Source organism: Pseudomonas sp. NFPP04, from assembly GCF_900113815.1.
Classification (GTDB): domain Bacteria; phylum Pseudomonadota; class Gammaproteobacteria; order Pseudomonadales; family Pseudomonadaceae; genus Aquipseudomonas; species Aquipseudomonas extremorientalis.
In genome coordinates this window covers 251,757-267,303 of the sequence record NZ_FOQS01000007.1, presented here as the reverse complement: position 1 = coordinate 267,303, position 15,547 = coordinate 251,757, and the positions used below count along the sequence as shown (strand labels likewise).

Below are 15,547 nucleotides of genomic sequence, written 5' to 3'. Positions count from 1 at the left end.
CTAACCTGCGGTTTCCCTTGTCTCATGCCTGCCATCACCACCGATCTGCCTGCCCTCGCCCAATCGATCAAAGACTGGGGCCGCGAGCTGGGCTTTCAGCAAGTCGGCATCAGCGGCCTGGACCTGGCCGAGCATGAACAGCACCTGCAACGCTGGCTCGACGCGGGTTACCACGGCGAGATGGACTACATGGGCGCCCATGGCAGCAAACGCTCCCATCCGGATGAGCTGGTGCCCGGCACCTTGCGCGTGGTGTCGCTGCGCATGGATTACCTGCCCGGCGACACACAGATGGCGCAACTGCTGGCCAAGCCGGAAAAAGCCTATATCTCGCGCTACGCCCTGGGCCGCGACTACCACAAGCTGATCCGCAAGCGCGTGCAGCAACTGGCCGACCGTATCCAGGCGCAAATCGGCCCCTTCGGCTTCCGTGCCTTCGTCGACAGCGCACCCGTGCTTGAGAAAGCCATCGCCGAAAAAGCCGGGCTGGGCTGGATCGGCAAGAACACCCTGGTGCTCAATCGCAAGGCCGGCAGCTACTTCTTCCTCAGCGAGCTGTTTGTCGACCTGCCACTGCCGATCGACGCACCTCATAGCACTGAACATTGCGGGCGCTGCACCGCCTGCCTGGACATCTGCCCCACCAATGCCTTTGTCGGCCCCTACGTGCTGGACGCCCGGCGCTGCATTTCCTACCTGACCATCGAGCTCAAGAACGCAATCCCCGAAGACCTGCGCCCGTTGATCGGCAACCGCGTGTTCGGTTGTGATGACTGTCAGATCGTTTGCCCGTGGAATCGTTTCGCCCGCGCCACGGCCGAAGGCGACTTCAAGCCACGCCACAACCTGGATAACGCCGAACTGGCCGAGTTGTTTATGTGGGATGAGGATAAATTCCTCAGCAGCACCGAAGGTTCACCCCTGCGCCGCGCCGGCTATGAGCGTTGGTTGCGCAACCTGGCGGTAGGCCTGGGCAACGCACCGTCGAGCATTCCGGTGCTGGAAGCCTTGAAGGCGCGGCGCGAATATCCCTCCGAACTGGTGCGCGAACATGTGGAATGGGCGCTGAACCAGCACGCCAACCGCTAGTGCACGTCGTCGTTGTAGACGAACTTGGGCATTTCCCAGTGGAAACGGATCGCCAGCAAGCGCAGTAGAAAGCCGCTGAACAGCGTCAGCAGGATCGATTGCTCACTGGGCAATTCCAGATACAGGCACAGCATGTAGAACCAGGCGGCCAGGAACGACACGCTGGCGTACAGCTCACGGCGGAAGATCAGCGGGATATCGTTGCAGAAGATATCCCGCAGGATGCCACCGAAAACCCCGGTGATCACGCCGCTGACCGAGGCCACCAGCATGCCATGGCCCATTTCCAGGGCGGTCATGCAACCGATCAGGGTGAAGGCCACCAGGCCCAGGGCGTCCAATGCCAGGAACAACGAACGCAGGCGGCGCATCAGCGGGGCGATAAAGATCGTCACCAGCGCGGCGACGGAGGTCAGCACCAGGTATTCCGGGTGCTTGACCCAAGTCAGCGGGTAATGCCCCAGCAACACATCGCGCACCGAACCACCACCCAGTGCCGTCACGCAGGCGATCAGCACGACGCCAAACCAGTCCATGCCCCGCCGCCCAGCCGACAGCGCACCGGTCATGGCTTCGGCAGTGATGGCGATGAGGTAGAGCATCAGCAGCATGAGGGCGATCCTCGCAAAACTGTGGCGAGCGGGCTAGCCCCGCGTTGGGCTGCGCAGCAGCCCCAAAGCCGGCAATGATATCTGTTTGGAGAGGTGTGTTGGCAGTATTAGGGCTGCTTCGCAGCCCAACGCGGGACAAGCCCGCTCGCCACAAAAAACCGGCTCACCCTTGAAGGAATTCAAGCCTTGATGAAATGCTTGCGGTAGTGCTGCAACTCGGCAATCGACTCGCGAATATCATCCAGCGCCAGGTGCGTGCTGCCTTTATGGAAGCTGTCCTTCACTTCCGGCGCCCAGCGCGCCGCCAGCTCTTTAAGCGTGGACACATCCAGGTTGCGGTAGTGGAAGTAGCTTTCCAGCGCTTTCATATGCGTATAAAGGAAGCGGCGATCCTGGCAGATGCTGTTGCCGCAGATCGGCGACTTGCCCTTGGGCACCCATTTTTCCAGGAAGGCGATGGTTTCGGCTTCGGCTTCGGCCATGCTGATGCGGCTGTCACGCACGCGCTGGGTCAGGCCGGAGTTACCGTGGGTGCGGGTGTTCCACTCGTCCATGGTGGCGAGTACGGCATCGCTGTGGTGGATGGCGATCACCGGACCTTCGGCCAAGGTGTTGAGGTTGCTGTCGGTGACAATGGTCGCCATCTCGATGATGACGTCGGTGTCGGGGTTCAGACCGGTCATTTCCAGATCGATCCAAATCAGGTTCTGTGGGTTTTGCATGGGTTGATTCTCTTGGCACCTTGGCGTAGCTGCGCAGTTTAGCAGGCGGGGCCGTGCTAGACTCGCGACCGTTTTACCCAACCTTTGCATTATCGACACGGAACACCAATGGCCAAACGCCAGCTCAACCGTCGCCAAAACTGGCGCATCGAAAAGATTCAGGGCGAACGCGCCGCGCGCGCCGCCAAACGTGAATCCTCCGCCGTGGAAGCGCTCGAGGGCGGCGACCTCGGCCCTGAACAAACAGGCCTGGTGATCGCGCACTTCGGCGTGCAGGTCGAAGTCGAGGCGCTCGAAGGCGAACTCGCCGGCCAGGTGTTCCGCTGCCACTTGCGCGCCAACCTGCCGGCGCTGGTCACTGGTGACCGGGTTGTGTGGCGTGCTGGCAACCAGGGTATCGGCGTAATCGTCGCCCAACTGCCGCGCACCACCGAACTGCGCCGCCCCGATAGCCGCGGCCAGCTCAAGCCGGTGGCGGCCAACGTCGACATGATCGTGATCGTGTTCGCGCCGCTGCCCGAGCCCCATGCCAACCTGATCGACCGCTACCTGGTGGCGGCCGAACACGCCGGCATCCGCCCGCTGTTGCTGCTGAACAAATTCGACCTGATCGACGAGCAGAATGCCCCGGCACTCAACGCCCTGCTGGCGGTCTATCGCACCCTGGGTTACCCGGTGCTGGAGGTTTCGGCGCATCACGGTAATGGCATGGAACAGCTGCAACAGCAGCTGGACGGGCGCATCAGCGTGTTTGTGGGCCAGTCCGGCGTGGGTAAGTCCTCGCTGGTCAACAGCCTGCTGCCGGAAGTCGACACCCGCGTAGGTCCGCTGTCGGAACTGTCCGGCCAGGGCACCCACACCACCACCACCGCGCGGTTATTCCACTTCCCCGGCGGTGGCGAACTGATCGACTCCCCCGGCATCCGCGAATTCGGCCTCGGCCACGTCAGCCGCAGTGATGTGGAAGCGGGCTTCATCGAGTTCAACGACCTGATCGGCACCTGCCGCTTCCGCGACTGCAAACACGACCGCGAACCGGGCTGTGCGTTGCTCAAGGCGCTGGAGGATGGGCGCGTGCAGCAGCAGCGGATGAACAGCTATCGGTCGATTATTGCGAGCTTGCCGGAGAGCAGTTACTAAAACCGCCATGCCTTGATACACATAAAGCACGGCACAGCATGGCCTGGTCCATTGATTTAACGGGGTCTGGCATCAAGAATTCAGGACAACTGGACGGCCCACCGACACGAGCCAGCCTGAATTCGGAATTCCTGATGCGCATAATTGCTCCGTCACCAGCGCAAGCTGGCAGGAGTCTGGATCCTCTTCGGGGTTGATCCAGCGGCGCAGAAGGGGCGAAGCAAGCTCCATAGAAAGACGCGAGCCACAGGGCGGGAGTACTTCGTACCGCGCCTGTGCACCGATGACATGCGAGGCGTGATCAAAGGCGTCAAAGCCTACCTCCCGCTATGACTGCAAAAGAAAACGCCCCGATCAGTATCGGGGCGTTTTCATGAGTGAAGCAGCTTCGGCAGCTTAAGAACCCGTCTTGGGCACCGTAGGATCCTTCACCCCACCGTCATCAAACAGGTTCAGCTTCTGGCGCAACTCATGCGCCGGCAACGGCTCCTGCCCTGGCGGAATGGCGTTCGGGTCGGCCGGTACTTCACCCGGAGCGCCGGTCCCCGGAGTAGGTTGCGGCGCTGGCGGCTGGTCACCTTCAATCGCACGCTGGGCCTTTTTGGTCAGCACCACGATGTCGATCCGGCGGTTGACCGGGTTGAACGGGTCTTGATGATCAAACAGCTGCGACGAAGCAAAACCCACCACCCGCGCCACCTGCGCATCCGGATAGCTGCCGGCCACCAGCGCACGGCGTGCGGCGTTGGCGCGGTTGGCCGAGAGTTCCCAGTTGCCGAAATCCCCCTGGCCCGCGTAAGGCTTGGCGTCGGTGTGGCCGCTGATGCTGATCTTGTTGGGTACCGCTTTGATGGTATCGGCCATGGCCAGCAGGATGTCTTCGAAGTACGGCTTCAAACGCGCGCTGCCGGAGTCGAACATCGGCCGGTTGGCGGCGTCGGTGATCTGGATGCGCAGGCCTTCAGGCGTGATTTCGAAGGAGATCTGGTCCTTGAACTTCAGCAGTTGCGGGTTTTCCTCGACCTTGTTCTGCAGCTCCTGCAGCAACAGCTCAAGGCGCTCCTGCTCGACCTGTTCGGCCATCGACTCGACAGTATCGCGCTCGATCGGGATTTTTTCCTGAGGCGCTTCAGTCTTGACTTCGGGGTTGATGGTGCGCTCAGGCGCCAACTGCGGCGAACCGCCCAGGTCGATCACAAAGGGCGTGCCGCTTTCCGAAAAGCCAATCGGGTCCTTGAAGTAACCGGCAATGGCGATCTTCTGTTCGGGCGTGGCGGTGGACATCAGCCACAGCACCAGGAAGAACGCCATCATCGCCGTCGCAAAGTCGGCGAAGGCGATTTTCCAGGCGCCACCATGGTGCCCCGCAGCGAAGCGCTTGACGCGCTTGATGATTATCGGCTGGTTGTTCTCCATGGCTTAGCGACCGCGAACCGCTTGTTCCAGCTCGGCGAAGCTTGGGCGATGCTTGGGGTACAGCACTTTACGACCGAACTCCACCGCCAGCGACGGCGGCATGCCGGAAGCGGAAGCAACCAGGCTGGCCTTGATCGATTCGTACAGGTTCACTTCTTCCTTGGCGTCATGGGCCAGGGAAGTCGCCAGCGGGCCGAAGAAGCCATAGGCCGCCAGAATACCGAAGAAGGTACCGACCAGCGCTGCACCCACGTGCATGCCGATAGCGGCCTGGTCGCCCTCACCCAGGGACGCCATGGTCACCACGATACCGAGTACCGCCGCGACGATACCGAAACCCGGCATACCATCGGCGATGCCGGTCACAGCGTGGGAGGGGTGCTCCAGCTCTTCTTTAAGGCTGAACAACTCCATGTCGAACAGGCCTTCCAGCTCATGGGGGGCCATGTTGCCGGAGGACATGATGCGCAGGTAGTCACAGATGTAGGCGGTCATGCGCTCGTCCTTGAGCACGGCCGGGTACTTGGCGAAAATCGGGCTGGCGGCAGCGTCTTCGATATCGGCCTCGATGGCCATCATGCCTTCGCGACGGCTCTTGTTGAGGATCTCGTAGACCAGGCCCAACACCTCCAGGTAGAAGGTATGGGTAAAGCGTGAACCGAACATGCCCAGCGACTTCTTGATCACGTGCATGGTCATGTAGCCGGGGTTGGCCTGCAGGAATGCACCCAGCGCCGCACCGCCGATGATCATCACCTCGAAAGGCTGGATCAGCGCAGCGATTTTACCGTGGGACAGGACGTACCCGCCGAGCACGCTTGCGAAGACGACGATGATGCCGATAATTTTAGCCATAGGAGATGAGTACTTGCGCCGTCGGGTTCATGGACATATTGGGTGTAGCAGAAAACTCTTGTTCTACTTATCGGCAAAACTGCGCCAGACTATAGCCCGTTAAGGCGAAAAGCCAGTTCGGCCCGCTCCGGGCGTGTAGACCGCAAGTGATGATCGCGCCCCAATCATGGCTAATGAAACGACAGTCCCAACTGCAAAACCCAACTCTATCGCCGCTTGGATCAAGCGCCTGGACGAAGTGCTGCTGCCCGTTCCCCAGGCCAGTCACGACCGTGTGTGCAAAGGCATCCGCGATAACCGCAGTTCATTGCGGGATATTGCCGAACTGATGCAAAGCAGCCCGGCCCTGGTGCTCAGCGTGATGCGCGAGGCCAACAGCCACACCCATGGCAGCCTGGCGGAACCGGCGGAAAACCTGGAAGTGGCGCTCAACCGCCTGGGCCTCAAGCGCGCCGAAGAACTGCTGGCACGCCTGCCCTCGGTGCCGGCCAACGAGATCCCCGTGGCGTTGCGCCAACTGTTGCTGGTCAGCCAGCACGCGTCGCAGCAGGCCAACGGTTTGTTCGGCAGTCGCCTGGCGCGGCTGTGGCAAGACATCCACTGGGGCAGCCTGTTGTTCCTGTCGCCACTGTGGCCGATGGCGGTGGCCTACCCCAAGCTTCTGGAGGAGTGGGAGCTGCGGGTTATCCACAAGGGCCAATCAGCCCGCACGGTCGAGCAGGAATTGTTCGGCGTACGCCTGCTGGACCTTTGCGTCGGCATGACCGAAGCCTGGCACCTGCCGATCTGGGTGTCCCAGGGCTATAAGTTGCTGATGAGCGAGCAGCGCCTGCTGGTCAAGGCCCTGCATATCGCTCGTGAAGACGACCCGCTGCGCCACCAGCAATTGCTCGACGCTGAACCCAATCTGCGGCGCTGGCTGAACCAGCCGGCCAATACCGTGTTGCTGGCCAACGGCCTGGCGATGTCGGCCCAGGAATCCTGGACCTGCCCGCACACCGAACGCTGGCAGTTGCTCACAGCGCTGTACCTGCAACAACCGTTGGGTGAGGTGCAGCAACTGGTCCACCAACAAGCCGTCACCAGTGCCCGTACCACCCTGATGCCCGACCTCTGGCACCCGGCGCTATCGCTGATCTGGCCGTGGCACGTGGCGAAGATCCATCGCGGCCTGCTGCCGGCGCCACCGCCCACCGCCGAGGCCCTGGCCGTGTGGCGCAAGCGCTGCACTGAACTCTTGGTGGAACCGAGCCGCTTTGCCAACGCGATGCACCTGACCACCTGCGCCAAGGAGGCCTTGGTCGCCAGCGGCATGCAACGGGTCATGCTGTTGATGGCCGATCGCGCCATGAGCACCTTGCGCGTGCACCAGGTCGATGGCCTGCCCAAGGACGCCGCCAACCTGAGCCTGGACGTGGTCAACAGCACCTTGCTGCAACGCCTGCTGGAAAAGTCCGCCCAGGTGCGCCTCAACCCCGAAAACCATGCCCAGTTCTCAGCCTTGCTGCCGCCGATCCTGCGCCGCCTGTTCACCGGCGAACACCTGCTGCTGCGTTCCCTGAGCTGTAATGGCAAGGTGGTGATGCTGATGGTGGCCGACCAGGGTGGGGGGCCGTTCTCGGAAACCACCGTGCAGGCCTTCGGCAAAACCGCCCAATGCATCGAAAAAGCCCTGCACTGCTTTACCAACCGCAGCGCCTGATGCTTGCGCTACAATCGCCCTCTTTTATCGCCAACATTTGTGCCCAGGAGACCTCACATGCCTGACTTCTCTGGCTTGCCGCTGGTGATCGAATCCAGCGACCTGATTGGTCGCCTCGGTGCCGAACACCTGATTCTGGTGGACCTCACCAGCGCTGCCCGCTACGCCGAAGGGCATATCCCCGGCGCGCATTTCGTTGACCCCAAGCGCACCCAACTGGGCCAGCCGCCGGCGCCCGGCCTGCTGCCCAGCAAGGCGGACCTGGAAAAACTGTTCGGCGAACTGGGCCACACCCCGGATGCAACCTACGTGGTCTATGACGACGAAGGCGGCGGCTGGGCCGGGCGTTTTATCTGGATGCTCGACGTGATCGGCCACCAGAAATACCACTACCTGGATGGCGGCCTGCTGGCCTGGCTGGAAGAACACCACCCGGTCTCCACCGACGTGCCCGCGCCTGTCGGTGGCCCGGTCAGCCTCACGCTGCACGAAGGCCCCACCGCCACGCGTGAATACCTGCAAAGCCGCCTGGGTGCTGCCGACCTGGGCATCTGGGATGCTCGCGGGCCGCTGGAATACTCCGGCGAGAAGGTCCTCGCTGCCAAAGGCGGGCATATCCCCGGCGCGGTCAACTTCGAATGGACCGCCGGCATGGACAAGGCACGCAACCTGCGTATCCGTCGTGACATGCCGCAGATTCTCGAAGACCTCGGATTGACCAAAGATAAAGAAATCATCACTCACTGCCAGACTCACCACCGCTCTGGCTTCACCTACCTGGTGGCCAAGGCGCTCGGTTATCCGCGAGTCAAAGGTTATGCCGGTTCCTGGGGCGAATGGGGCAACCACCCCGACACCCCCGTCGAGATTTAAGGTTTAAGGACAGTTATGAAAAAGCAGTTGTTTATCCTCAGCCAGTACTTGCTGCCGCACCACTTGCTGTCGCGCCTGGCAGGTTGTATCGCCGAGTGCCGCGTGCGCTGGTTCAAGAATGCCTTCACCGCCTGGTTTGCCAAGCGCTATCAAGTGGACATGTCCCAGGCCCTGGTTGAAGACCTGAGCGCCTACGAGCACTTCAACGCCTTCTTCACCCGCGCCCTGAAAGACGGCGCCCGCCCGCTGGATCAAACCCCAGGCGCGGTGCTGAGCCCTGCCGATGGCGCGGTCAGCCAACTGGGCCCGATCGAACATGGCCGCGTATTCCAGGCCAAGGGCCACAGCTTCAGCGTGCTGGAACTGCTGGGTGGCGATGCGGCCGTAGCTGCACCGTTCATGGGCGGCGACTTCGCTACCATCTACCTCTCGCCGAAGGACTACCACCGCGTGCACATGCCGTTGGCCGGCACGCTGCGCGAGATGGTCTACATTCCTGGACGCATCTTTTCGGTCAACCAGACCACCGCTGAAAACGTACCCGAGTTGTTCGCACGTAACGAGCGCGTTGCCTGCATCTTCGACACCGAACGCGGCCCGATGGCCGTGGTATTGGTGGGCGCGATGATTGTGGCGTCGATTGAAACCGTATGGGCCGGCTTGGTGACACCGCCAAAGCGCGAGCTGAAAACCTTCCGCTACGACGAAGCTGCACGTGCGCCGATCCACCTGGAAAAAGGTGCCGAGCTGGGGCGCTTCAAGCTGGGATCGACGGCGATTGTGCTGTTCGGGCCGGACCAGGTGAAGTGGGCTGAAGAATTGGCGGCGGGTACGCCAGTGCAGATGGGCGAGGGTATTGCACTGCCAAAAGCCTGATTTGAATTCAGTACAGAGCAAATGTGGGAGGGGGCTTGCCCCCTCCCACATTTTTAACTGTATTCCTACTGTGAGATCGAGTTACAGCTGACCGTCGCGATCGCGAAAGCCCAGCAGGTACAACACACCGTCCAGCCCCAGCGTCGAAATCGCCTGCTTGGCCGATTGCTTTACCAACGGCTTGGCCCGGAACGCCACACCCAACCCGGCAATCGCCAGCATCGGCAAGTCATTCGCCCCGTCGCCGACTGCAATGGTCTGCTCCAGACGCAACCCTTCCTTGTGAGCCAATTCCTTGAGCAGATCCGCTTTGCGCTGTGCGTCGACAATCGGCTCCACCGCCACGCCGGTCACCTTGCCATCCACCACTTCCAGCTCGTTGGCGAACACATAGTCGATACCCAGCCTGGCCTGCAATTGCTTGGCGAAGTAGGTGAAGCCGCCGGACAGAATGGCGGTCTTGTAGCCCAGGCGCTTGAGTTCGGCGAACAGGGTTTCGGCGCCCTCGGTCAGGCGCAGGGAAGCGCCGATGGAGTCCAGCACGCTCACGTCCAGGCCCTTGAGCAGCGCCAGGCGCTCCTTGAAGCTGGCGCGGAAGTCGAGTTCACCGGCCATGGCGCGCTCGGTGATTTGCGACACCTGCTCGCCAACACCCGCGGCCTTGGCCAGCTCGTCGATGACCTCAGCCTCTATCAGCGTCGAGTCCATGTCGAACACTGCCAAGCGGCGGTTGCGGCGGAACAGCGAGTCTTCCTGGAAGGCGATATCGACGTTCAGCTCCTGGGCCACGCTGAGGAACTCGGCACGCAGGGCCTGCGGGTCGGCCGGTTCACCGCGCACGGAGAACTCGATGCAGCCCTTGCCCTTGTCGGCCGGCGTGTCCAATGGCATACGACCCGACAAACGGTCGATATGGTCGATATTCAGGCCATATTGCGCGGTGATGGAGCTGACGCGCTGTAGTTGCTCGGCGGTGACCTTGCGGGTCAGCAGCGTCACGATGTGGCGTTTCTTGCCCTGGCCGGCAACCCATTGCCGGTAATCCTCTTCGGACACCGGGGTGAAACGCACCTGTTGGTCCAGCTTGTAGGCCGTAAACAGGATGTCCTTGAGCACCGAAGACGCCTGCTCGGTGCTCGGAATCTCGACCAGGATGCCGAACGACAGGGTGTCGTGGATCACCGCCTGGCCGATGTCGAGAATGTTCACACCACCCTGGGCCAGAACGCCGGTAATGGCTGCGGTCAGACCCGGGCGGTCTTCCCCAGTGATGTTAATCAGGACAATTTCGCGCAAGGCGCACCCCCAGGCTGGAAAAAAACCGCATTCTACCCACTTTCAGTGACCATCGGGCACAGCCAGCGCTTTGCCGGTCATGGGGCTGTCGCTATACTGCGCGTCAACTTCACGGACCAAGAGCCGAGCGCAAGTGAACCGGCCCACGCCAGTAAAAACCGATAACTTCTTCCTGCTGATCTTCCGGGCACTGCGCCACCGCCGTGTACCGATCGCATTACGCATCGCCAGCCATAACGTGATCCTGGTCGCCCTGGCCCTGGTGATCTACGCCTGCGTGATGGGATTGCAGTTCAAGCAGGCCATGCACGAACAAGCCGACGCCCTGGGCGAGAGCCTGACGACCCAGACCGCCACCTCGGCGACTGAGTTGCTGGTGTCCAACGACATCCTCAGCCTCAACGTACTGCTCAACAACCTGACCAAGAACCCGCTGGTGGCCCACGCCGCCATCTACAGCGTGGACAACCGGATCATGGCCGAAGCCGGGCAACGCCCGAAAAACGGCCTGCTGGGTGAAGCCGAAGGCCTGTATTCGAGCAATATTACGTTTCAGGATGTGAAGGCCGGCCAACTGCGCATCAGCCTCGACATGCAGCAATTCCAGCAGCCGATGACCATCAGCCTGCAAAGCATGGGCATTCTCAGCGCGATCCTGCTGGCCCTGGCCCTGGCCCTGAGCCTGCGCCTGGGACGGCATATCTCTACGCCCTTGATGCAACTGCGCATCTGGCTGCGGGACATCGACGAACATACTCCGGCCACTGATCGCCAGGACGAAATAGGCGACCTCGCTCGCCAGCTGCACGCCAGTTTCGCCCCGGAACCGGTGGTGCGCGAGATTGAGCCCGAGCCTGAGTTCGACGATGAGCCTGAGTTTGAAGTGGAAGACGCCCCGGTCGCAGGCCTCAAACCTGCCACTCGCCAGGCGTTCAAAGCCGAAGAGGACGAGCTGGACGACGAAGACCCGTTCGCCGATCTGCGCGACACCTCGGCCAGCGCCCCGGCCGTCGCCGCCAAACCGGCTCCGGTAAAGAGTGCGGAACCCCAGTACAGCGCCGTTCTGGCGGTGCAACTGGGAGCACAGGATCAACTCCGTCGCCTGCCACGCGCACGCCTGACCGAGTTGCTGGAACGCTACCGTGACTGCCTCGACCAGGCCGCTTCGCTGTACCAGAGCGAATTGCACACCCTGAACGATGGCAGCACGCTGATGCTGTTCCACAGTGAAGACAGCGGTGAAGACTACCTGACCAACGCCATCTGCTGCGGCGAGTTGCTGCGTGCCCTGGGTCATGAATTGCAGATCGAAGTGGCGGACAGCGGCATTACCCTGCAACTGCAGCTTGGCCTGACAGTGGGCGACGATCTGTTCGGCATAAGCCAGATCGACCTGCTGCTCACCGAAATCGCCCAGGACGCCCTGGCCCTGTCCCAACACAGCCGCAACCTGCTGCTGGTGGAGCGCAAGATCAGTGAAGACACGCTGATCCGCCAACGCGCGCGTATCCGCCCGATTGCCAGCCCCGAGGGGGCCAGTTGTGTGGAGCGATTGATGGAGCCGTATCCGTCGATGCTGGAGCGGCAGTTGGCGCGGATGCATGAGACCCGCGCCAAATAAAACGGTAGGACTCATGTGGGAGGGGGCTTGCCCCCGATAGCCGAGTATCAGTTAACACATCATTAACTGAACTACCGCTATCGGGGGCAAGCCCCCTCCCACATTGGGTCCGCAGCCTGGCTCAAATTGCGCACAAACAAAAAGGCCCGCTTAATCAGCGGGCCTTTTGTTTGTGCGCGATTCAGGTCAGAACCTGAACACTTCCATATCCGTACGGATCGGCGTAGCCATCGGCATCTTCGGCTTCTGCGGCTCTGCCGGCCTGGCCTGCGCCGGCGCGCTTTGCTTGCGCGGCGCTTCGGCAATCGGCGGTTGGTTGGCCAATGGCTTGAGTGCCACCGACAACTGCTGCGCCAAATGCTGCAACAACACGCCCTGGGCCTGGACCTGGGACGCAGTGGAACCGGTGTGCTGTTCCTGCAAGTGCACAATACGGTTATCACGCACCTGCCCACGACGGTCGATCAAGCGCCATTGCGCATCGAGGATGGCCGGTTGCGACGTGCCGGAGTCAAGCCGGGTAATGGTCAGCAACACCTGTACATCAGGCGTGAACCCGGAGGGCCCTGGTGCCAGGACCACCCGCTGGCTGTCCAACTGACCCGCCACCTGGCGCAACATCAACTGATTGATATCAGAGGACAAACTCCCCGCCCAACGGCCATCGGTGGAACCTTGCAGGCTTCCATCGTTCTGACGTTGCAGGAGGGTTTCGCGTTGCAGGTAGTCGGCTACGACCACCGGGCCGAGCAGGACGGCCATGCCGGCGGACTGTGCAGGTTGAGCCGGGCTTCCGCTGTCCAGCTGGTACAGCGACACCGGTTGGTGTGTGCTGCAGCCCGCCAGCCCCAAAAGGCCAGCGAGCATGAAAATAAAAGGAAGGCGTGGAGCAGTCATCATCCCATCCAGGTGGCTGCCACAAGGCGAACCACAATGTAATACTAAAAATAACCTAAACACGCTCGGCCACGCCGGCGCTGGAAAGGCCATATCATCCGTGAATATGCGCCATGACTCCAGCGCCAAAGCATCGATCTACGCGTTAAATCGTAGATCGAGAGCTCTAAAACGCGTTAAACCGGCGCTTCTACCAGCAAGGCATCCACTCGCTGGAAGCCTCGAGGCAGTTTGTTACCACGCCGACCACGTTCGCCCTTGTAATGTTCAAGGTCGTCAGGGCGTAGCGACAGCGTACGCTTGCCGGCCTGGAGCACCAGGGTCGCGCCTTCCGGGATCACCGCGATGTCGGTCACGTACTCTTCGCGACTGGCCACCCGCTCGCCGGGAATACCGATGATCTTGTTGCCTTTACCTTTGCCCAACTGCGGCAGGTCGCTGATCTTGAACACCAGCAAACGCCCTTCGGTGGTCACCGACGCCAGCCAGTTGCTCTCACGATCATCCACCGGCCGCGGCAGGATCACCTTGGCGTTGTTCGGCAAGCTCAGCAACGCCTTGCCCGCCTTGTTCTTGGCCTGCAGGTCTTCACCCTTGACCACGAAACCGTAACCCGCGTCGGACGCGATCACATACAGCGCATCGTCGTCCGGCAGCAGCACACATTCGAAATTCGCCCCTGGCGGCGGCGTCAGACGCCCGGTCAACGGCTCGCCCTGTCCCCGTGCAGATGGCAAGGTGTGAGCCGGCACCGAATAACTGCGCCCGGTGGAATCGATAAACACCGCAAACTGGTTGGAACGCCCGGCCGCAGCGGTCTTGAACCCGTCACCGGCCTTGTAGGACAGACCAGTGGCGTCAATATCATGCCCCTTGGCGGATCGAACCCAACCCTTTTCCGACAGAACGACAGTAATTTTCTCGTTTGGCAGCAGCTCGGTTTCCGTCAGGGCTTTCGCCTCGGCACGCTGCACAATTGGCGAACGACGCTCGTCACCGTAGGTTTCGGCGTCTTTGATCAGCTCGCTGCGCACCAGTTTCTTCAGCTTGGCCTCACTGCCCAGCAGGGCTTGCAGCTTGGCTTGCTCCTTGAGCAGCGCGTCCTGTTCGTCGCGCAGCTTCATCTCTTCCAGTCGCGCCAATTGACGCAAGCGGGTATCGAGGATGTAGTCAGCCTGGATCTCGCTCAGCTCAAACCGCGCGATCAGCTCGGCTTTCGGGTGCTCGGCGGTACGGATGATATGGATCACTTCATCCAGGTTGAGGTAGGCAATCAGCAAGCCGTCCAACAGGTGCAGGCGGCGCTCGACCTTGTCGAGGCGGAATTGCAGGCGGCGACGCACGGTCTGCACCCGGAACTCCAGCCACTCCACCAGCAGGTTGCGCAGGTTCTTCAACTGCGGCTTGCCGTCCAGGCCGATGATGTTGACGTTGACCCGGTAGCTGGACTCCAGGTCCGTGCTGGCAAACAGATGCTGCATCAACACTTCGTGGTCGACCCGGCTGTTGGTCGGGATGATCACGATGCGGCATGGGTTCTCGTGGTCGGACTCGTCACGCAGGTCGGCCACCTGCGGCAGTTTCGACGGTTTGGCCTGCATCAGCGCGGCGATCTGCTCCAGCACCTTGGCGCCCGACACCTGATGCGGCAGCGCGGTGACGATAATGTCGCCATCCTCGATGTGGTACACGGCGCGCATGCGCACCGAGCCCTTGCCGGTTTCGTACATTTTCAGCAGGTCGGCGCGCGGTGTGATGATTTCCGCTTCGGTCGGATAGTCCGGGCCCTGGATGTGCTCGCAGAGCTGTTCAACCGTGGCTTTGGGCTCATCCAGCAAACGCACGCAGGCCGTGGCGACCTCACGCAGGTTGTGCGGCGGTACGTCAGTGGCCATACCCACCGCAATACCGGTGGTGCCATTGAGCAGGATATTCGGCAAACGTGCCGGTAACACCAGTGGCTCGTCGAGCGTGCCGTCGAAGTTGGGCCCCCAGTCGGCGGTGCCCTGCCCCAGTTCGCTCAGCAAGACTTCCGAGTAACGCGACAGGCGCGCTTCGGTGTATCGCATGGCAGCGAAGGACTTGGGATCATCCGGCGCACCCCAGTTACCCTGGCCGTCCACCAGCGTGTAGCGATAGCTGAACGGTTGGGCCATCAGCACCATGGCTTCGTAGCACGCCGAGTCGCCGTGGGGATGGAACTTACCGAGTACGTCACCGACGGTACGCGCCGATTTCTTGTGCTTGGAATCAGCGTCCAGGCCCAACTCACTCATGGCGTAGATGATGCGCCGTTGTACGGGCTTCAGGCCGTCGCCGATATGCGGCAAGGCACGGTCCATGATCACGTACATGGAGTAGTTGAGGTAGGCATTTTCGGTGAAGTCAGCCAGCGACCGGCGTTCTACGCCGTCTAAGCTGTCTGCGAGGATGTCACTCATGCGGGCCT

At 61.6% G+C, this 15,547-nt stretch carries 13 protein-coding genes; 6 read left to right on the top strand and 7 right to left on the bottom strand.

Annotated elements, in window-relative coordinates; all coding sequences use genetic code 11:
• The first annotated feature begins 24 nt into the window (after nt 1-24).
• On the top strand, nt 25-1,089 hold the full coding sequence (queG, locus tag BM017_RS17305) for a tRNA epoxyqueuosine(34) reductase QueG (RefSeq protein ID WP_092246613.1): 1,065 nt from the start codon (nt 25-27) through the stop codon (nt 1,087-1,089).
• On the opposite strand, the gene BM017_RS17300 is transcribed toward queG, so the two are convergent.
• Both BM017_RS17300 and orn read right to left on the bottom strand, forming a co-directional pair.
• A complete protein-coding gene (locus tag BM017_RS17300) occupies nt 1,086-1,700 on the bottom strand; it encodes a trimeric intracellular cation channel family protein (RefSeq protein WP_058423469.1) in 615 nt (204 codons plus the stop codon). The genes queG and BM017_RS17300 overlap by 4 nt on opposite strands.
• Before the next feature lie 179 nt (nt 1,701-1,879).
• Nucleotides 1,880-2,422: an oligoribonuclease gene (orn, locus tag BM017_RS17295; protein ID WP_010213620.1), complete on the bottom strand. Its 543-nt coding sequence runs from the start codon at nt 2,420-2,422 to the stop codon at nt 1,880-1,882.
• Between the two features lie 108 nt (nt 2,423-2,530).
• On the opposite strand from orn, the gene rsgA reads away from it, so the two are divergent.
• Nucleotides 2,531-3,562: a small ribosomal subunit biogenesis GTPase RsgA gene (gene rsgA, locus BM017_RS17290; RefSeq protein ID WP_071491684.1), complete on the top strand. Its 1,032-nt coding sequence runs from the start codon at nt 2,531-2,533 to the stop codon at nt 3,560-3,562.
• 396 nt (nt 3,563-3,958) lie between these two features.
• Here rsgA and motB read toward each other — a convergent pair whose 3' ends face one another.
• Nucleotides 3,959-4,978: a flagellar motor protein MotB gene (gene motB, locus BM017_RS17280; RefSeq protein ID WP_092246608.1), complete on the bottom strand. Its 1,020-nt coding sequence runs from the start codon at nt 4,976-4,978 to the stop codon at nt 3,959-3,961.
• A 3-nt stretch (nt 4,979-4,981) separates the two neighbouring features.
• Nucleotides 4,982-5,833, bottom strand: coding sequence for a flagellar motor stator protein MotA (gene motA / locus BM017_RS17275; RefSeq protein WP_058423471.1), 852 nt, complete (start codon nt 5,831-5,833; stop codon nt 4,982-4,984).
• A gap of 166 nt (nt 5,834-5,999) precedes the next feature.
• Here motA and BM017_RS17270 point away from each other — a divergent pair, with 166 nt between their 5' ends.
• The 3 genes from BM017_RS17270 to asd are packed head-to-tail and all read left to right on the top strand — an operon-like array spanning nt 6,000 to nt 9,284.
• Entirely contained in the window at nt 6,000-7,535 is a 1,536-nt protein-coding gene (locus BM017_RS17270) for an HDOD domain-containing protein (RefSeq protein WP_092246605.1), read from the top strand.
• 57 nt (nt 7,536-7,592) lie between these two features.
• The gene (locus tag BM017_RS17265) at nt 7,593-8,408 is read left to right on the top strand and encodes a rhodanese-like domain-containing protein (protein ID WP_071491687.1); all 816 of its coding nucleotides are present in this window, start codon (nt 7,593-7,595) and stop codon (nt 8,406-8,408) included.
• 15 nt (nt 8,409-8,423) lie between these two features.
• Nucleotides 8,424-9,284, top strand: a complete 861-nt coding sequence (asd, locus tag BM017_RS17260) for an archaetidylserine decarboxylase (protein ID WP_092246602.1) — start codon at nt 8,424-8,426, stop codon at nt 9,282-9,284.
• Between the two features lie 81 nt (nt 9,285-9,365).
• Here asd and serB read toward each other — a convergent pair whose 3' ends face one another.
• Entirely contained in the window at nt 9,366-10,580 is a 1,215-nt protein-coding gene (serB, locus tag BM017_RS17255; RefSeq protein WP_071491689.1) for a phosphoserine phosphatase SerB, read from the bottom strand.
• Between the two features lie 133 nt (nt 10,581-10,713).
• Here serB and BM017_RS17250 point away from each other — a divergent pair, with 133 nt between their 5' ends.
• Entirely contained in the window at nt 10,714-12,201 is a 1,488-nt protein-coding gene (locus BM017_RS17250) for an AhpA/YtjB family protein (protein WP_071491690.1), read from the top strand.
• A 186-nt stretch (nt 12,202-12,387) separates the two neighbouring features.
• Here the strand turns inward: BM017_RS17250 and BM017_RS17245 are convergent, their stop codons facing one another.
• A complete protein-coding gene (locus BM017_RS17245) occupies nt 12,388-13,098 on the bottom strand; it encodes a PqiC family protein (RefSeq protein ID WP_071491691.1) in 711 nt (236 codons plus the stop codon).
• A 176-nt stretch (nt 13,099-13,274) separates the two neighbouring features.
• Nucleotides 13,275-15,539, bottom strand: coding sequence for a DNA topoisomerase IV subunit A (gene parC / locus BM017_RS17240; protein ID WP_092246599.1), 2,265 nt, complete (start codon nt 15,537-15,539; stop codon nt 13,275-13,277).
• Nucleotides 15,540-15,547 lie beyond the last annotated feature (8 nt).

What these genes read in the sequence shown, in the direction of transcription:
- rsgA (WP_071491684.1), top strand. Translation starts at nt 2,531, where the DNA reads ATGGCCAAACGCCAGCTCAACCGTCGCCAAAACTGGCGCATCGAAAAG.
- asd (WP_092246602.1), top strand. Translation starts at nt 8,424, where the DNA reads ATGAAAAAGCAGTTGTTTATCCTCAGCCAGTACTTGCTGCCGCACCAC.
- BM017_RS17245 (WP_071491691.1), bottom strand. Translation starts at nt 13,098, where the DNA reads ATGACTGCTCCACGCCTTCCTTTTATTTTCATGCTCGCTGGCCTTTTG.
- orn (WP_010213620.1), bottom strand. Translation starts at nt 2,422, where the DNA reads ATGCAAAACCCACAGAACCTGATTTGGATCGATCTGGAAATGACCGGT.
- parC (WP_092246599.1), bottom strand. Translation starts at nt 15,539, where the DNA reads ATGAGTGACATCCTCGCAGACAGCTTAGACGGCGTAGAACGCCGGTCG.
- BM017_RS17300 (WP_058423469.1), bottom strand. Translation starts at nt 1,700, where the DNA reads ATGCTGCTGATGCTCTACCTCATCGCCATCACTGCCGAAGCCATGACC.
- motA (WP_058423471.1), bottom strand. Translation starts at nt 5,833, where the DNA reads ATGGCTAAAATTATCGGCATCATCGTCGTCTTCGCAAGCGTGCTCGGC.
- queG (WP_092246613.1), top strand. Translation starts at nt 25, where the DNA reads ATGCCTGCCATCACCACCGATCTGCCTGCCCTCGCCCAATCGATCAAA.
- BM017_RS17265 (WP_071491687.1), top strand. Translation starts at nt 7,593, where the DNA reads ATGCCTGACTTCTCTGGCTTGCCGCTGGTGATCGAATCCAGCGACCTG.
- motB (WP_092246608.1), bottom strand. Translation starts at nt 4,978, where the DNA reads ATGGAGAACAACCAGCCGATAATCATCAAGCGCGTCAAGCGCTTCGCT.
- BM017_RS17270 (WP_092246605.1), top strand. Translation starts at nt 6,000, where the DNA reads ATGGCTAATGAAACGACAGTCCCAACTGCAAAACCCAACTCTATCGCC.